Source organism: Bifidobacterium sp. wkB338 (assembly GCF_003688325.1).
Taxonomy (GTDB): Bacteria; Actinomycetota; Actinomycetes; order Actinomycetales; family Bifidobacteriaceae; genus Bombiscardovia; species Bombiscardovia polysaccharolytica.
Genome location: NZ_NPOR01000018.1, coordinates 42,855 through 59,482, shown reverse-complemented (window position 1 = coordinate 59,482; position 16,628 = coordinate 42,855). Strand labels below are relative to the sequence as shown.

Sequence of the window (16,628 nt, the reverse complement as noted above, 5' to 3'; positions counted from 1 at the left end):
GATGCTCCATGTTCATGCATTCACCCTATCGGCAGGGCTTGTCTTGACAATGGTGCCACCCAAATTACTTGGCATGAAGATCAGGCCACGGATCAGGCAACAGCTCATCCAGACTCACATTAAGCACTTGGGCAACTGCCATGATGTTGATCAAACTGGGATTGGCTGGACTCCCGGGTCGCGACTGGCCATGCTCCAACTGTTGGTATGCGAACCGGGAAAGGTTGGCATTATAAGCAACGAACTCTTGGCTGTAGTGCAGAGCTGCCCTTCTGCGTTGTATGTTCAAGCCCATTATTACGGCGTAATCCGCCCATCCACTCGGTACTTGAGAATGTGCCACAGAGCCAAGATAGAAACAATAAATAAAATGTCATGCCTTACCGGTAATACTATATCAGTAAGGCATTACCGGTTATTTAAACGGGAGACGATTTCCTAGCTCTGCCTCACGCCAAAAATAGGTCTGTCGTAGTCGTTACTGGTTTCGGCACCTACAAATCCGATGAACAAAGAGGATCATCAATGAAAGACACAATACAAGGCAACTATGCAAACATTGCAAAAAGGACGAATCCATGAAAAAATCTGCCATTCTTCATAACCCGGCCATTGGCTTGGCCATTTCACTCATCCTCTGTCTGGCGTGCGGGCTTATGTCCAATCTGGCCCAAACCGATGGGGGCCGCGTCACCAAGGAGACGCTGCAGATTGAATCTCCATCAGGCCACCGGTTGAGCATGGACATGCTCCAGCCGAAAACGGCTACTCCTAAGCACCCGGCACCTGCCATTGTCTTTGCTCACGGAGGCAACACCAACAAGGAGAAAAGCGATGACTTCCAGATTGAGTGGGCTCGCAGAGGTTTCGTCGTGGTATCTTTCGACCTTTATGGCCATGGCGAATCCGAAATTCTCAATGACCAGGAATGGCTGGTGAACGGACGTGGACTGTATGACACAGTGGAATACCTCACCTCTCTCCCATTTGTCGATGCTGATCGGATAGGGGTTTCAGGGCATTCAAGAGGTGGGAACACAATACATGAATCCATCCTGATCGACAATAAGCGACAGCATCCACTGATCAAGACCGTGCTCTATGTCAGCCGAGACCCGGTCTATAAGGACAACGAGACGGCCGCCTTCGGGTATGTTCCCGGCAAGACCAACGTCGTCGAAGCAGCCAAGAAGAACACCAACGGCAAATATTTCAACTACTACCGTGACCGTACTGTAGGAGTACTCGCCGGCAAATATGACGACTACTCTTTCAAGGAAAAAGATACGTCAACTGGCAAAATCAAGCCCAATCCGCAGTATCTCAAATCAAATAACGCACGATCCTTCCTCAACTTCGGCATCACACCCACCGATCAGACCCCTGCAGGGATCAGCGGCCGCTGGTACCACAAGCAGATCAATGGTCATCGAGCCTCGCACGTCATATATATGGAGAACGGGACGCATGGAACAGTGCTCTTCCTATCCCGCCCATGCACCGATGCCGTCCAATTCATGGTCCGGGCTTTCAACATGAAAACAGACCTTGCCGACGGCGACCATATCTACCCTGTCAAAATGATCGGAGGGCTTCTCGGACTGATAGGACTCATGCTCTTCATGGTCTACGGGACCCTCTGTCTGGTCAGAACCAGCCTCTTCAAAAAGGCCGGATCAGAGGAACCGGCACGCATGCGTCAAGCTGATGCCTACAAGGGAGGTTCAGTATGGCTGTGGGCCTGCCTGCTGTCAGCCACCGCCTTCTCAGTTGCCAGCGCTCTGACATTGTTTGGACTGAAGGTCGACAAGCATATCGGCAACTACTTTCGGCAAGGTATGCCCTTGTTCTATGGTGTGTGGGGCTGTCTGAATGCCATATTCATGATCGGACTGACAATTCTGTGGTACCGCATGTATGCGCGAAAGCGGGGCACTAAAGTCTCGGATCTTGATCTGCCCATCGGTGGACGAAGACTTTGGCAGACAATAACACTTGCACTGACAGTGAGCCTTCTGGCTATATTGCTGATCTTCACCTGCAAGTTCCTCTTCAACTCCGATTTCCGGTTCTGGTACTGGGCCGCCAGACCATTCACCGCCGACAAGATTCCTGAGATGCTCAAGCTACTGCCCTTCTTCCTTGTAGCCTACGGAACCACATCGGTCTTCATCAATAGTCTGAATTACTCCACATCATTCGGGAGGAACTCAACAGCCAACATAGGTCTGCTGGCGTTCTTCAACATGCTGCCGGCACTGCTTATAGCTGTAGTTGGATACGGGTATTTCTTCGTCACTGGAGTCAACGGCCTGTTCGGTAACAACACACAGATACCGGACTGGATGCTGACACCCTTGGTCCCGCTGGCCGTCATGCCTATGGTGACCCGGGCGATCTACCGTCACACCAGAAATCCCTATCTGGGTGGCATCATTACCGCGATCATTGTCACCGTGATGACCTGCATCAACTCACAGATATCATTCCCCGCCTAACGGGGAGACCACACCTAACCTAAGTCCTTCCTGCCCCTGTCTACAAGCAAAATTCGACAAGGACAGGGAGGACCAACGTATCTGACCACCAGTTCACTCCGCGTTGCCGAAGACCTGGTTGCGCAATTCGTTGCGCTGGGTCTCGTACTGGGTGAGCTGACCAAGAAGGTCGAATTTCTCCTGACCGTCGGGCAACTGATTCATCCGGTGCCTGGCCGAGGCAATCAGCCGCATGTATGTGGCGTCCAGCAGTCTTGCAAGCAGCTCGGAGGCATACTGACGCTCCTCCGGGCTAGGCTGCTTCAGCTGAACATCCGCGTCCTCGGAGCCCGCGCCCTGATCGTCCCCCTTATCGTTTTTCTTGGAGCCCGGTCCTGAGCCCCTCTGCCTATCCTCCTGCTTATCCAAATTCAGTGGCAAAGGCATAACGGCCAGCTCATTGATGGCCGACTCCAGCATGGGCCCGCCCGCCTTGGTCAAGTTATGCATCCACAGTCCTTGGGGTGTCTTCATGTCAGGCAGTCCTCCGGCGGCCTGCACAGCCCGATAGAGCGAGCGGAAAATCGGAACCTCGAAACTGTCCGGACTCAGCTGAGCGAAGGCATCTGAACCGATTGCTCTGGGAATCTGGATAAGCACGCCCATGAACTGCTGCTCGCAAATGAAGACGGAATCATCGATGTGATGATAACCCTGTCGGAGAGCATCCTCACGCTGTACCCTACGACGTTGCATGGCATCGTCACTGCCATGGCCCGCGCGACCCTCCGATTCACCCGCACCGCGGTGAGGAGCGCGGACCGCATAGGCATCCTGGTCCTTCACATGCAGCTTGCGGCGGGCCCTGTTGACCTCCTGGCGCAGCAGATCCAGATCCACGCCGATTTTTCTGGCGGTTTTGCGGGTGTAAGCCCCCACCAGGGAGCGATCCCTGATCTGGGCCAGGATGGGCGCCACAGCCTTGACCGCCCCCATCTGCCCGGTGGTGTACTGGGTGTCGAACATGGCTACGGCCGTGTCGATGACGAAATCGTACAGCGGCCGGGCATGCTCGACCAGAGAACGCACAGCCTCATCACCATACTGGATGCGCAGATCACAGGGATCCAAATTCTCCCGGGCCACCGCCACGAAGGTCTGCGTCAAAAAGCTCCCGTCAAGGCCGAAAGCATGCAGGGCGGCCTTCTGCCCGGCTGCATCCCCGTCGAAAGTGAAGACCACCCGGGAGCCTTGGACCGGTCCTACCAGCTGGATGGCCCCTAAGGCATCGTCGGAAATAAGTCGACGGACGATCTTGGCATGGTCCTCACCGAATGCAGTGCCACAGGTGGCTACAGCCGTATCGACACCAGCAAGATGGCAGGCCATAACGTCGGTATAGCCCTCCACGATGACCACCTGCCGCTTTTTGACGATGGCATCCTTGGCCAGGTCGATGCCGTAGAGCACCTGGTTCTTGCGGTAAAGCTGGGTGTCGGGCGTATTGATGTACTTGGCGTTGATGCCATCGTCCTCGTAGAGCTTGCGAGCGCCGAAGCCCAGGGTACGACCCGTGGAATCCCTGATAGGCCAGGTGACCCTGCCCCGGAAGTAGTCGTAGATCCCCCGCTGCCCTTGCCTGGCCAGCCCCGCATCCAGCATTTCCTGCTGGGTGAAACCCTTGGTGGACAGGTGTCGAACCAGATTGTCCCATCCACGTGGGGCGTATCCGCAGCCGAAATGAGCACTGTCAGCCTGGGAGAAAGTCCTGCCCGCCAAGAGCTTGCGGGCCGCAAGCGCCTCCTTGCTCATGATCTGTGAGACGAAGAAACGCTGAGCCTCCTCGTTGGCCTCCAGCAGCCGGGAACGTTTGGACCCGCGACGCTTGTCCTGACGGGAATTTTCGTAATGCAGCTCGATCTGGTACTTGTCTGCCAGGATTTCGACGGCGTCGCCGAACTCGACGTTCTCCTCCTGCTCCACGTAGGTGAAGACATCGCCGCCCAGACCGCAACCGAAGCAGTGCCAGACCCCCATGGAGGGACGCACCGAAAAGGAGGGAGACTTCTCGTCGTGGAAGGGGCACAGACCCATGTAGGTTCCGGAACCGGAAGGCTTCAGGGTCACGCTTTCAGATACGATCTCATACAGATCGGCCTTGGCTCTGACCTTCTCGATGTCTTCCTTCTTGATCATTCCGGACATGACACCCAGCCTACCGGGCTAGGCCGATGTGTTGCGCCCGGCATAAACACCGCAGGCCTAAGGGCAGACCAGGGAATGCAGGGCCAAGGCCGAGCCGTCGGTCAGGGAGGCCACCTGGTCGATGGCCACCCGCAGGCGCTCCCCATCCGAACCCGCCTGGCGCCAATCCTCCAGGAAGACATCCTCCAAGGCATCAGAAGGGGCTGGCGAATCGGCCATCATCACCTCAACCAGGTCGGTCACGATTTTCAGCTGCTCTGCATGGAAGGGCTCCTTCTCACGGGGAGCCATGACGAAGTAGACGGCAATCCCCTTCAAGGCAACAATCTCATAAGAGGTCCGGGATGGGATGACCAGTCCAGCCGAGTACCTGGTCAACGGGCCTTGGCCGTGGCGGCTTCGGGTAGCCGCCTCCACGGAGTCGGCAAAGCGGCCGATCAGGTAACTGGTGGTGTTCTTCAAAGTAGCCAAGGCCCGGCGTGAACCATCAAAGCCCGTCGGCAACATGCCACGGACGGTCTCCAAGGCTCGGACCAGCTGGTCAGCATCCCAGCGGTCGCCATACCAGGATCGGGCGGCTCGGACCACGCCATCGATGATCCTGGGCTCAGCCAGCCGCTCAGGCACGAAGGAGCCAACCACAATGGCGTCCTCCACGTCGTGAACGCTGTAGGCGATGTCATCAGCCAAGTCCATAACCTGGCACTCCATAGGCGTGCTGGCCTGCGGCGCCCCCTGCTTGAGCCAATGGAAGACCTCCTGGTCGTCCGGATAGACGCAGAACTTGGCGGTCCTCTCCCCCTTTGGATGAGCCGAGGCCTCAGCCAAGGTCCAAGGATATTTGACCGCAGCGTCCAGGGCGGCCCTTGTCAGGTTGACCCCTGCCGAACGTCCGTCCGGGTGGAAAACCTTGGGCTCCAGCCTGGTCAGCAGTCGGAGGGTCTGCGCATTGCCCTCGAAACCCCCTATGCCGGAGGCCAGCGAGGACAGGGCACGTTCGCCATTGTGACCAAAGGGCGGATGGCCCAGATCATGGGCGAGGCAGGCACAGTCCACCACGTCGGGGTCACAGCCCAACATGGTGCCGATCTGCCGTCCGATCTGGGCCACTTCCAAGGTATGGGTCAGCCGTGTGCGGGCAAAGTCGTCAGTGCCGGCGACCAGGATCTGCGTCTTGGCCCCCAGTCGACGCAACGCCGAAGAATGGACCAGACGCGCCCTATCGCGTTCGAAGGCGGTCCTGCTGCTGGTCTTTGGAGGCTCTGGCGCCCACCGTTCCTGATCCTGGGCGGAGTAGCCCTCGGCCAGCAGGCGGGATCTGCCCTCCTCATCAGTGCCCATCAGGCGCGCCCGCTCCGTTCAGTCCAGATTATCCACGACCACCACTTCAGTGGGCACATTGCCCGCTGTGGCCTTGGAATAGGGGCAAAGCTCCTGGGTGCGCTCCACCAGACGGGTGGCCAGATCACGATCGACGCCGGGCAGGCAGACCTCGATCAGAGCCTTGATGCCAAAGGACTCGCCCTGGTCGCCAAGGGAGATGTGAGTGCGCACCTTGCTCTGGGCCAGCTTGGTGGCTGGCACGCGCAGCTCCTTTCCGGCCAGTCCCATGGCTCCCTGGAAGCAGGCACCCCAGCCGATGGCGAAGAGTTGCTCGGGGTTGGTGCCCTGGCCCTTGCCTCCCATAGCCTTGGGTGTATCCAAGTCCAGGGAAAGATCGGGCTCGTGGCTGTCCGCATGGCCCTCGCGGCCTCCGGTGATGTCAGCTACGGCTGTGTATGAGATATTGCTGGGTTCATTTCCTGTATATGTAGTCATAACCTCATCTCACCACTTATATTGCCCCTTGACAAGGCCTCAAGCCCAGGTTCAACCTGTGATAGTAGTCTCAAAGAATGGATTCAGCGGCAATCAGGTGCAGGTCGGAGGGTTCGACCACCTCATGCACACCCAGGTAGAGCCGTGGAATCCTACTACGCAGGCAGGTGAAGATCTCATAGCTGATGGTGTCAGCGGCCCGTGCCCAGTCATCAGCGGTTGGCTCAGCCTTGTCCTCCCCCTGACCTGGCCCAAAGAGAACAACGGTATCACCCTCGCCCACTCCCAAGTCGGAAGCCATGCCCTCCAAATCAAGTACACACTGGTCCATGCAGACCCTTCCAGCGACACGAACCAACCTGGGCCCTTGGCGAGTCATCAGACGGACGGGACCTCCCAGATGCTCTCGACCCATAGCGCCCTCGCGGTCAAAGCCAGAGGCAGACCGATGGATCCCGTCGGCATATCCCAAGGGCATGATGGCCGTGCTTGTGGGCTTCTCCGTCAGATAGGTGCGACCGTAAGAGATGCCATGACCAGCCGGCATATCCTTGACGGTGCCCAGCTGAGCCTGAAGGGTCATTGCCGGACGCAGACCATAATCGGCCGAGACCCCCATGGAGGGATCGGGCTCGTACCCGTACAGGCCGATGCCAGGACGAGTCAGGTCATAACGTATCCCAGGACGGGTGAGCGTGGCGGCGGTGTTGGCCAGATGCCGAATTGCGGGATTCATGCCGGCGGCCGCCATCCTGTCAGAGAATTCCTCGAAAAGGGCGATTTGCTCGTCAGTGGACGACACGAACTCGTCAACGACGGGCATGTCGGCTACCGCCAGGTGGCTGAAAAGCCCCACAGGCTCCAACAGGCCCTGGGATGCCAGGCGGGAAAGCTCACGCAAGGCATCCCCAAAGGTCTCAGGTGTGAAGCCGTTGCGTCCGAAGCCGGTGTCCACCTTGACATGGACGCGGGCAGGTTTGCCGACCTGGCCTGCCGCCTGAGCCGCCATGTTCATGGTCTTCAGGGAACCGACGCCCAGGTCGATGTCAGCCTGAATCAGCTGGTCGAAGGGCGCGCGGTCCCCGTTGAACATCCAGGACAGTATCCTGCAACGGTCGGGGCCAATGCCTGCCCGACGCAGACGCAGGGCTTCGCTGGACTGGGCCGTTCCCAGCCAGGTCGCCCCGCCGGACAAGGCCGCCAGAGCGGCGGGGATGAGCCCGTGGCCGTAAGCATCGGCCTTGACCACACCCATGACTGCAGCACCAGGGTTCGTGGAATGGACCAAATCCACCAGGGTGGCCATATTGGCCTTCAAGGTCCTCAAGTCGACGATGATCTGGCCGGGATAGGCCCGAAGAGCTTGTTCATAATGCTTTTGGCCCTCGGGCCCGGAGAACTGCCATGCAGGTGCTGCACTCAATGTCATGGCTCCATTGTGCGACGGCGCTGCGACGGTCGGAACCCGCCCTCAGACGGCAACCAAGCGCTTAGCGGCCCTTTCGCGCTCAGCCAGGTCAAGGGGACGATTGTGCAGCTGATAGGCCACCCGCACGTTCTCGATCTCCTTGTTTTCAGGCATGATGATGTTGCCGCAGCGGGTGAAGCCATGGGTCTCCAGGATGTGCTGCATGGCGTAGTTCTTCAGTCCCGTATCGGCGCGGATGTTCTCGTACCGGCGCATGCTCCAATCGAGCAGGTCCCCGGCCGCGTGACGCCCCAGTCCCGAGGCGGCCACCCGATGGATGGTGGTATAGGGCCGGTCGTCCAGCCAGCTGCCATCAATGACCTTATAATCTGGTTCCGGGTCATGGAAGAGAGCAAAAACGCCGATGATGCGCTCATGGCTACCCTTGTGCTCGTCCAACTCCGGTTCAGGGTAGACGGGATCTTCAGGGATTTGATCCATACCAGCTGCATCATCGACCAAGAGCATGGTGTGGCCCCCGGCGATGTCCTCGCGGATGCGTTCAGGCAGGGGGTACTTGTCCCCCCACTGACGGGGGTTGCCGGTCTCGGCCATCCGCTTTCTGGCGTAGGCGTAGACAGGCATGATCGCCTCAAAGTCGTCCATGGTGGCATGACGGATCCAACGTGCAGTTTCCATCGCGTACCTGCTCACTGTGGCTACCTCTTTCTCGACCGGTGCGGCAGGGACGAAACCCGCCCCTGCGATTGCCGAAGTACGAGTGTATCCATCAGCAGGCAGTCATGAAGTGAGTACGCATTGAGCGAATCGGGGAATAGTTTGGGCTATTGTGCGGCCTCTTGAACCCGACTTTCCGATCGCAAATGACTGGCATGGGTCAGAGTGACCACACTGTGTCGGCTGACCAGACGGGTCGGCATGACCACATGCCGCTGGAACTCCTTGCCCTGTCGTGCATCGAGAATCATTCCCACGGCCAACCTGGCCATCAGATCAAATGGCTGATCCACTGTGGTAAGTGCAGGCATCAGGTAGGAGGATGGATAGACGTTGTCGAATCCGACCACAGACAGGTCCTGACCGGGCTCCAGTCCACGTTCACGCGCCGCTCTGTAGATATTGACGGCTGTCAAGTCGTTGCAGGCCAGGATCGCGGTCGGTGGATGAGCACGGTCCAGCAGATCACAGGCGGCTTGGTACCCTCTGTCGGGCAGATAGTCTCCCTGCAGAACCATGCTAGACGGCAGGCTGGCACCAATGGCTGCCAATGCTGCTCGGTATCCAGCCAGTCTGGCCTGCGCGGATTGCACATTCGCCGGTCCGGCTATAACGCCAATGCGCCGATGCCCGGCATCAAGAAGGCATTTTGCGGCTTGGTATCCTCCAGTCCAATTGTCAAGCGTTATGCTCATGTCCTCATCGTTGACCAGGTCCACCGGATCGACCGCCACCAAGGGAATACCTCTTGCTTTGAGCACATTCTTGCCCTTCTGGTCTATGGAGGACATCTGGGTAATCACACCCAGCGGGTTGCGATCAATGATCCCCCTCAGACATTCCTCGGCACGCCGCTGGTGATCGGTCTGCGTCACAGTCAGAGCCAGACCGGCATCCAAAGCCCACTTCGAGGCATAACGTATCATCTCGATGGTGCCATTGTTGGCGATATAATCCACCACCAGTTCAATGGTCTGTGCAATTTTGGTACTGACGAGCGGATGTGCATAACCCTGATCAGCCAAGGCCTTTTCGACCCTCCGACGGGTTTTTGCCGCCACGCCCGGTCGACCGTTGATCACCTTGGAAACGGTCGAAGCCGAGATGCCGAGCTGCTCGGCTATAGCGCCGACGTGCGGATTGCCGGGTTCCTGTCTGGCCATGTGCATCCTTTCCAGTACCCAACAATCGTAACCAATGAAGCGGCGATAACATTCATGTCGAGTTTAGAATTTTTACATTTTTAATTTTCAAATTTCTATTTCTGCGCGTATACTGACGTCTATGTTCACTAGATTGGCAAAGGAGCCACGATGAGTACTATCACTGCGGTGAAAACGTATGACTTTCGTTTTCCCACTTCTCTGACCTTGTCAGGATCGGATGCCATGAATAAGGACCCGGACTATTCGGCCGCCTATGTGGAAATACACACCTCGGCTGACGATGGCATCAAAGGGTGCGGTCTGGTCTTCACCATCGGACGAGGCAACGATGTCGTATGCAGAGCCATAGATTCCATAGGAGAGACTCTGTGTGGCCTGGAGGTTGAACGTCTGCTGGACAGCATGGGCCTAGCCTGGGACCTACTGGTCCATGACTCGCAGCTGCGCTGGCTGGGACCCGAAAAGGGAGTCGAGCATATGGCCATCGGCGCACTGCTGAGCGCCCTTTGGGACATGAAAGCCAAAAGAGCGAGGAAACCTTTGTGGTTGCTGCTGGCTGAAATGGACCCCGAAGACCTGGTCAACACCCTGGACTTCAGATATCTCTCCGATGCCCTGCGCCCCGAGGAGGCCATAGACATCCTCAAGGATGGGCAATCCGGCAAGCAGGAGCGCATCGAGGACATTCGCCAGCACGGATACCCCGGTTATTCGACAGCACCAGGCTGGCTCGGCTACAGCGACGAAAAGATGGTGGAGATTGCCAAACGAGAGACAAAGGAAAAGGGCTTTAAGCAAATCAAGCTCAAGGTAGGCCAGAACCTCGATGATGACATACGCCGTCTGGGATTGGCCAGGGATGCCATCGGCCCCGACGTGCGTCTGGCCGTCGATGCCAACCAGGTCTGGGACGTCCCGCAAGCCATTGATTGGATCAACCATTTCCATGACTTCGACCTGGCATGGGTCGAAGAGCCCACCAGCCCCGACGACATCATCGGCCACGCAACCATTGCCAGGGCCATCAATCCCATCCCCGTGGCAACCGGCGAACAGATGCAGAACCGCATCATGTTCAAGCAATTCCTACAGACCAATGCCTTCGGCATCATGCAGATCGACGCCACCAGAGTGGCGGGCCCCCAGGAGATAGTTCTGGAATACCTGATGGCTCGCAAATTCCACAAGATAGTCTGCCCCCACGCCGGCGGGGTCGGACTGTGCGAGATGGTCTGTCACTTCGCCATGTTCGACTACGCAGCCGTCTCCTGCACCACGCAGGGCCGAATGATCGAATACGTGGACAACCAGCACGAATATTTCGTAAACCCCGTGCGTATCAGCCAGGGCATGTATCAAGCGCCAACCGCTCCCGGCAACGGGGCTGAAATGACCGTGGAGACTGCACAGCGCTACCTCCACCAGGAGTGACTCCGGGTCACCTCAATCAAAACCAGGCCCAATCGCTGGAGCCCTAGCAAATCATCCATTCATACAGACAAAGAAGCTTTCATGGATCTGCATCTCAAGAACAAGGTATTCATCATCACCGGTGGCTTCAAGGGCATCGGCAGGGGCATCGCCCTACAACTGGCCCAGGAGGGCGCCATAACCGCAGTCATAGACCGTGACGAGTCAGCCAGAGACCAGTTCTGCAAAGACATCGAGGCCTATACCGATACCTACCGGACCTTCATTCTGGATCTGAATGACACCGACGGCATAGCCCCCATTGTGGAGCAGGTGCACAAGGAATTCGGCCATATCGATGGCATAGTCAACAACGCTGGAGTCAACGACAACAAGGCCTTGGAAACTACTGACTGGCGGGAGTTCGAGCGTTCCGTACACGGTAATCTCACCCACTACTACGAACTCATGCACGCCTCTTGTGCCTATCTCAAGGAAAGCCACGGATCCGTCATCAACATCACTTCCAAAACCGCCGTGACCGGTCAGGGCAAGACCAGCGCCTATGCGGCGGCCAAGGGCGCAGTTCTGGGCCTGACCAGAGAATGGGCCGCAGACTTGGTCCACGATGACGTACGAGTGAATGCCATCGTGGTCTCGGAATGCTGGACCCCCCTCTACGCCGACTGGATCAAGACGTTTGGCGATGAAAAGGCCCAGCAAGCCCGTCTTTCAGCCATCACAGACAAGATCCCCCTGGAACATCGCATGACCACACCCGAGGAGATCGGGAACACCGCCACCTTCCTGCTCTCTGATCGCGCATCACACACCACCGGCCAATGGGTGTTTGTCGATGGCGGATACGTCCACCTGGACCGGGCACTGAATTGAGCTCTGCCATGGAAAATGCAAATACGCAAAGCAAAGGCGGTTCCCAGGCCACCGTCGCCATGCTGGTAACCGCTCCCAGATTCCTCTACATCGCCTTGTATGCTTTTCGTGGGTGCCACATAGGGCTTAAGCAGGGAACCTGACATGACGCGACAATTACAGGTCATCGATGCTCACTTTCACATGTGGGATCTTGGACGGCAACATCTGCCTTGGCTGGAAGGAATGCCATCACTGAACCGGAGTTTTCCCCTTCATGAGCTGGAAGACGAGTACGGGCAGTTGGGAGTGGAATTTTTGGGCGGAGTCTATGTGGAAGTTGACTCGGATGACCCCCTATTAGAGGACCGCTTGGTCTATGAGAACGATGACCCGAAAATTCTCGCCAGAATGCTAAGGGCACAGGTAGGGCCCTATATGAGGGTACCTATCAATGCTACGGGCATCAGAGAGCCCTTGCATACTGAATCTGCCTCGCGCGGCCGTTGCCTTGAACCCTCCTTCATCGCCGGGCTCCACGCCATGGCTGATAAGGGGATGCCCTTCGAGCTATGCAACAGGGGCGCAGAACTGCCGGACATGGCCCAGGCATTCTCTCAGGTTCCTTCCCTGACTGTCATCATGGATCATCTGGGCAATATGCCCAACCTGTCACCGGCCTGCAAAAAAGCCATGCAGGCTATGGCGGCCCTGCCGCACTGCTACATCAAGGTGTCAGGCGACCAGCCGGTCGATCGCGACATCGTCGCCTTCGTCAGGGATACCTTTCCCCCGGACAGGATCCTCTACGCCTCCAACTGGCCGGTAGTCACCGTACACTCCTCGCTCAGGGAACACTGGCAACTGATGCTGGATACCTTTGGCCCGGATGAGGACTTCTTCAAGCACAATGCCATGAGGGCCTATGGAATCGATACCGATACACTTACTGCGGAAGGGTGAACATGAGCACATCATCAGCCAAATTCGAAGGAATTTTCTGCCCGTCGATAACCGTCAGCGACGATCAAGGAGTCATCGACACCGACCTGTGGGGACGACATCTGGACCATCTGATCCGGGCTGGCATCAACGGGGTCCTGCTGTTCGGGAGCATCGGCGAGTTTTATGCCTATGATCTCCAAGAGAAGCGCTCGGCCCTGCAATTCGCCGTCGACCATATACAAGGACGCATGAAGGTGTTCGTCGGAGTTGGCGACACGAACATGGACCGGGTCATGGATCTGACCAAGTTTGCCGGACAAATCGGCGCCGATGCCGTGGTGGCTGTCAGCCCCTATTATTTCGGCCCTTCGGAACCAACCGCTTATAGGTATTTCACCAGCATCGCCCATGCCTCGACTGTGCCGGTGATCCTCTACAACTTCCCCGCTCGTACAGGCAACGACTGCTCCCCGGAGCTGGTCGCAAGACTTGCCCAGGAATGCCCGAACATCGTTGGCATCAAAGATACTGTGGATACAATCAGCCACACACGTCGAGTCGTTGCGGCAGTCCGGCATGTCAGCCCTGAGTTCTCGGTGTTCTCAGGATTCGACGAATACTATATGGTCAACCGCATCTGTGGAGGCAACGGTGTTTTATCAGGCCTGACCAACGTGGAGCCGGAAACCTTCGTTGCCATGCATAAGGCCTATCAAGATGGCGATTACCAAACCGCACTAGACAAGGCCCGACGCATCAACCACTTGATGGCTATTTACGACACTGCGGATTTGTTCGTGTCGGCCATCAAGGGAGCTGTGCGACTGCAGGGTCTGCCCATCAGCACACGCATCCGCGAACCGGCTATGCAGATTGATGACGACCAGATGAAACAGATCGAGACCATACTGCGTAGTTGAGCTTTCACCTGTTGCATCGAACAGGGCCTGAGAAGAGGAACCTACCCCCTCCTCAGGCCCTGTTGTTTGCCTGTCCGCGCTCAGACCAGCTTGCGCTCGTAAGGATCGGAGCTGATGCCGGCAGCGACAATATCACGGCTCCACTGCTTGGCCGAGAAGAGCGAATGGTCGCGGTAGTTGCCGCAGGAGGTGATCTCGGTACCCGGCACGTCGTCCCAGGTGGCCTTTTCGGCGATGAACTCCAGTGACTCCTTCAGTGCCTTGGCCACATCTTCGGTAGAATGACGGCCCCAGGCAAGCAGGTGGAAGCCCGTCCGGCAGCCAAAAGGCGAGCAGTCGATATAGCCAGGGATGCGCTCGCGCAGGAGCACGGCAATCGTGTGCTCTATGGTGTGCAGACCGGCAGTTGGAATGGCGTTCTGATTGGGTTGAACCAGGCGTAGATCATAGTTGGAGATGATGTCTCCCTGAGGGCCCTTCTCCTCGTCGATCAGGCGAACGTAGGGCGCCTTGACCTTGGTGTGATCCAGCTGGAAGCTCTCTACGATTGGTTTGTCAGCCATTGTTGTTTCCTTTCCTCCCGGGCGTCTAATCTGAAAGGCAGCCGCGATGAAGTCATGTATACCTCATGGTAGGCGGACCTACCTATCAGATCCGGCAGCGCCTATGACCACATTCGCTCCTTTTCCTGCCGAGAACTCGGAGATGACCCCCATGAACCGGGGTCCATATTGCTCCAGCTTGTGCTGTCCCACCCCGTTGACGGCCAAGAAGGTCGCATCATCGACTGGACGCAGACGACACATATCGCGCAGCGCCTTGTCGGAGAAGACAATGTAGGGAGGTTTGCCGATCTCGCGGGCTATGCTGGTCCGCAGATCGCGCAGCTTCTGGAAAAGTTCCTCGTCCTCTGGGCTGGCATCGCTTGCACCGGCCTGATCGAGACCGTCACCGTCGAGCGTCGCAGAAGATACGCCGCCGAAGACCTTGCCTGAAGTACTCGGGCGTTCCGTCCGCTTGATTTCGTAATGAAAATCCGGACTGACCGTCTGCGCGGCCTTGGGTCCGAAATGGACCATGGGCAGCCGTCCTTCGGTGATATACAGATACCCGTCCGAGGCCATCTGGTTGAGCACATCGCGAATGCGCGCCTCTGGAACCTGGGCCAGAACGCCATAGCTGGGACACCGATCCAGCCCTCGCCGAAGAAGATCCTGCGAGCGCGAGCCCCGGAGAATCTGGGCGATCTTGCCGGAGCCGAACCCCTGATTCACGTCATGCACGCACCTGCTTATGGCACGGGCCACATGGCTGACATCGATGGTTTTGAAGGTGCTCAGACAGTTGGAACAGTTCTGGCAGCCGGTGCTGCCGGTGTCGGGATGCCCGACCGGGACGGGTTTGCCCTTGTCGGCCTCCGCAGGAGAAAGACCCGCGGCAGCCTGATCCACCTCCTCGCCAAAGTACCGCAGCATGTACCGGTGAAGGCAACCGGTGGTCCGACAGTAGCCGATCATGACGTTGAGCAGACGCCGGTGTTCGGCCCTGACCGCTTCAGCCTGCTCACCGGTCAGTCTGTCATTGCCGTTGTCCATGTCCAGCAGGCGCCTGCGGGTGACGATATCGCTTTCGTTCCACAGCAGGGAGCATCGGGCGGGCTCACCGTCACGTCCTGCCCTGCCAGCTTCCTGGTAGTAAGCCTCGATGCTCTCGGGCATGTTGTGATGGATGACATAGCGCACGTTGGACTTGTCAATGCCCATGCCGAAGGCATTGGTGGCCACGACCACCTGCACCTTGTCGTTGACGAAGTCCCGCTGCGCCTGTTCTCTGTCCTGGGCATCCATACCAGCGTGGTAGCTGACAGCGCTTACACCAGCCTTGGTCAGATCATCGGCCAGAGCTTCGGTCTCCTTGCGGGTGGCGCAGTAGACGATACCCGAATCGTCTCCATGCTTCAGGGCATATTGGACCACCCAGCGATTCTTGTATCTGCTCTCCAGTTTGATCACGTCAAAGAAGAGGTTGGGCCTGTCGAATCCCGTCACCGCCACGTAGGGGTCGTCCAAGCCCAGCATGTATACGATGTCGCGCCGGACTTTCTCGGTCGCCGTAGCAGTGAAGGCTGCCACCGTGGGCCGGTTAGGCAAGGATTTTATGAAGTCCCCGATACCCAAGTAGGCAGGGCGGAAGTCCTGACCCCACTGGGATACGCAGTGGGCTTCATCCACAGCGAGCAGGGAGATCCTCGTATGCTGTGCGAATTCCCTGAATCTGGGGGCATCCAGCCGCTCGGGAGCCACGTAGAGGATTTTGCTACGTCCCCGGGCAGCCTGAGCCAGGGCCAGGGACTGCTCATCCATGTCCTGGGTGGAATTGACGAATGAGGCCTGGATGCCGGCATCCTCCAGCCCATCCACCTGGTCCTTCATCAGGGAGACCAAGGGAGAGATGACGATGGTCAAACCGTCCAGAAGGGTGGCAGGAATCTGATAGCAGATGGACTTGCCGGCACCGGTCGGCATAACACCCAAGCAGTCCTGCCCGTTCAGGATGGCCTTGACCAGATCCTCCTGACCCGGGCGAAAAGACTCATATCCGAAATACCGCTTCAGCGCCTGCCCTGCATCCTGGATATCCACCATGATTCCCCAGTCTATTGCCCCTG

The 16,628-nt window shown here is 57.7% G+C and carries 15 protein-coding genes; 6 read left to right on the top strand and 9 right to left on the bottom strand.

What is annotated here, in order from left to right:
* Positions 1-64 precede the first annotated feature (64 nt).
* On the bottom strand, positions 65-295 hold the full coding sequence (locus CI603_RS04265) for a helix-turn-helix domain-containing protein (RefSeq protein WP_110425556.1): 231 nt from the start codon (positions 293-295) through the stop codon (positions 65-67).
* 283 nt (positions 296-578) lie between these two features.
* On the opposite strand from CI603_RS04265, the gene CI603_RS04260 reads away from it, so the two are divergent.
* Entirely contained in the window at positions 579-2,498 is a 1,920-nt protein-coding gene (locus CI603_RS04260; RefSeq protein ID WP_121913166.1) for a CocE/NonD family hydrolase, read from the top strand.
* A gap of 93 nt (positions 2,499-2,591) precedes the next feature.
* Here the strand turns inward: CI603_RS04260 and dnaG are convergent, their stop codons facing one another.
* The 6 genes from dnaG to CI603_RS04230 form a co-directional block, all read right to left on the bottom strand.
* Positions 2,592-4,682, bottom strand: coding sequence for a DNA primase (dnaG, locus tag CI603_RS04255; RefSeq protein WP_121913165.1), 2,091 nt, complete (start codon positions 4,680-4,682; stop codon positions 2,592-2,594).
* Positions 4,683-4,739: 57 nt separating this feature from the next.
* The gene (locus CI603_RS04250) at positions 4,740-6,023 is read right to left on the bottom strand and encodes a deoxyguanosinetriphosphate triphosphohydrolase (RefSeq protein ID WP_121913164.1); all 1,284 of its coding nucleotides are present in this window, start codon (positions 6,021-6,023) and stop codon (positions 4,740-4,742) included.
* Between the two features lie 18 nt (positions 6,024-6,041).
* Positions 6,042-6,500: an Ohr family peroxiredoxin gene (locus tag CI603_RS04245; protein ID WP_024626651.1), complete on the bottom strand. Its 459-nt coding sequence runs from the start codon at positions 6,498-6,500 to the stop codon at positions 6,042-6,044.
* A 70-nt stretch (positions 6,501-6,570) separates the two neighbouring features.
* Positions 6,571-7,929 (bottom strand): alanine racemase, encoded by a 1,359-nt coding sequence (gene alr, locus CI603_RS04240; RefSeq protein WP_121913163.1) that lies wholly within the window; start codon positions 7,927-7,929, stop codon positions 6,571-6,573.
* 42 nt (positions 7,930-7,971) lie between these two features.
* Positions 7,972-8,607 (bottom strand): N-acetyltransferase, encoded by a 636-nt coding sequence (locus CI603_RS04235; RefSeq protein WP_121913162.1) that lies wholly within the window; start codon positions 8,605-8,607, stop codon positions 7,972-7,974.
* A gap of 146 nt (positions 8,608-8,753) precedes the next feature.
* Complete coding sequence (locus CI603_RS04230; RefSeq protein ID WP_046323188.1) at positions 8,754-9,809, bottom strand: LacI family DNA-binding transcriptional regulator; 1,056 nt, start codon at positions 9,807-9,809, stop codon at positions 8,754-8,756.
* 150 nt (positions 9,810-9,959) lie between these two features.
* On the opposite strand from CI603_RS04230, the gene CI603_RS04225 reads away from it, so the two are divergent.
* The 5 genes from CI603_RS04225 (at position 9,960) to CI603_RS04210 (ending at position 13,960) form a co-directional block, all read left to right on the top strand.
* The gene (locus CI603_RS04225) at positions 9,960-11,243 is read left to right on the top strand and encodes an enolase C-terminal domain-like protein (protein ID WP_046323189.1); all 1,284 of its coding nucleotides are present in this window, start codon (positions 9,960-9,962) and stop codon (positions 11,241-11,243) included.
* An 81-nt stretch (positions 11,244-11,324) separates the two neighbouring features.
* A complete protein-coding gene (locus tag CI603_RS04220; protein ID WP_046323190.1) occupies positions 11,325-12,116 on the top strand; it encodes an SDR family oxidoreductase in 792 nt (263 codons plus the stop codon).
* An 8-nt stretch (positions 12,117-12,124) separates the two neighbouring features.
* Positions 12,125-12,259 carry a hypothetical protein gene (locus CI603_RS09165; protein WP_259465469.1) on the top strand — a complete coding sequence of 45 codons (135 nt, stop codon included), beginning with the start codon at positions 12,125-12,127 and terminating at the stop codon, positions 12,257-12,259.
* A 1-nt stretch (position 12,260) separates the two neighbouring features.
* A complete protein-coding gene (locus CI603_RS04215; protein ID WP_121913161.1) occupies positions 12,261-13,058 on the top strand; it encodes an amidohydrolase in 798 nt (265 codons plus the stop codon).
* A gap of 2 nt (positions 13,059-13,060) precedes the next feature.
* Complete coding sequence (locus CI603_RS04210; RefSeq protein WP_121913160.1) at positions 13,061-13,960, top strand: dihydrodipicolinate synthase family protein; 900 nt, start codon at positions 13,061-13,063, stop codon at positions 13,958-13,960.
* 80 nt (positions 13,961-14,040) lie between these two features.
* Here the strand turns inward: CI603_RS04210 and CI603_RS04205 are convergent, their stop codons facing one another.
* Entirely contained in the window at positions 14,041-14,523 is a 483-nt protein-coding gene (locus tag CI603_RS04205) for an S-ribosylhomocysteine lyase (protein ID WP_029678668.1), read from the bottom strand.
* A gap of 78 nt (positions 14,524-14,601) precedes the next feature.
* Positions 14,602-16,605 (bottom strand): RecQ family ATP-dependent DNA helicase, encoded by a 2,004-nt coding sequence (locus CI603_RS04200; RefSeq protein ID WP_121913159.1) that lies wholly within the window; start codon positions 16,603-16,605, stop codon positions 14,602-14,604.
* Positions 16,606-16,628: the final 23 nt, after the last annotated feature.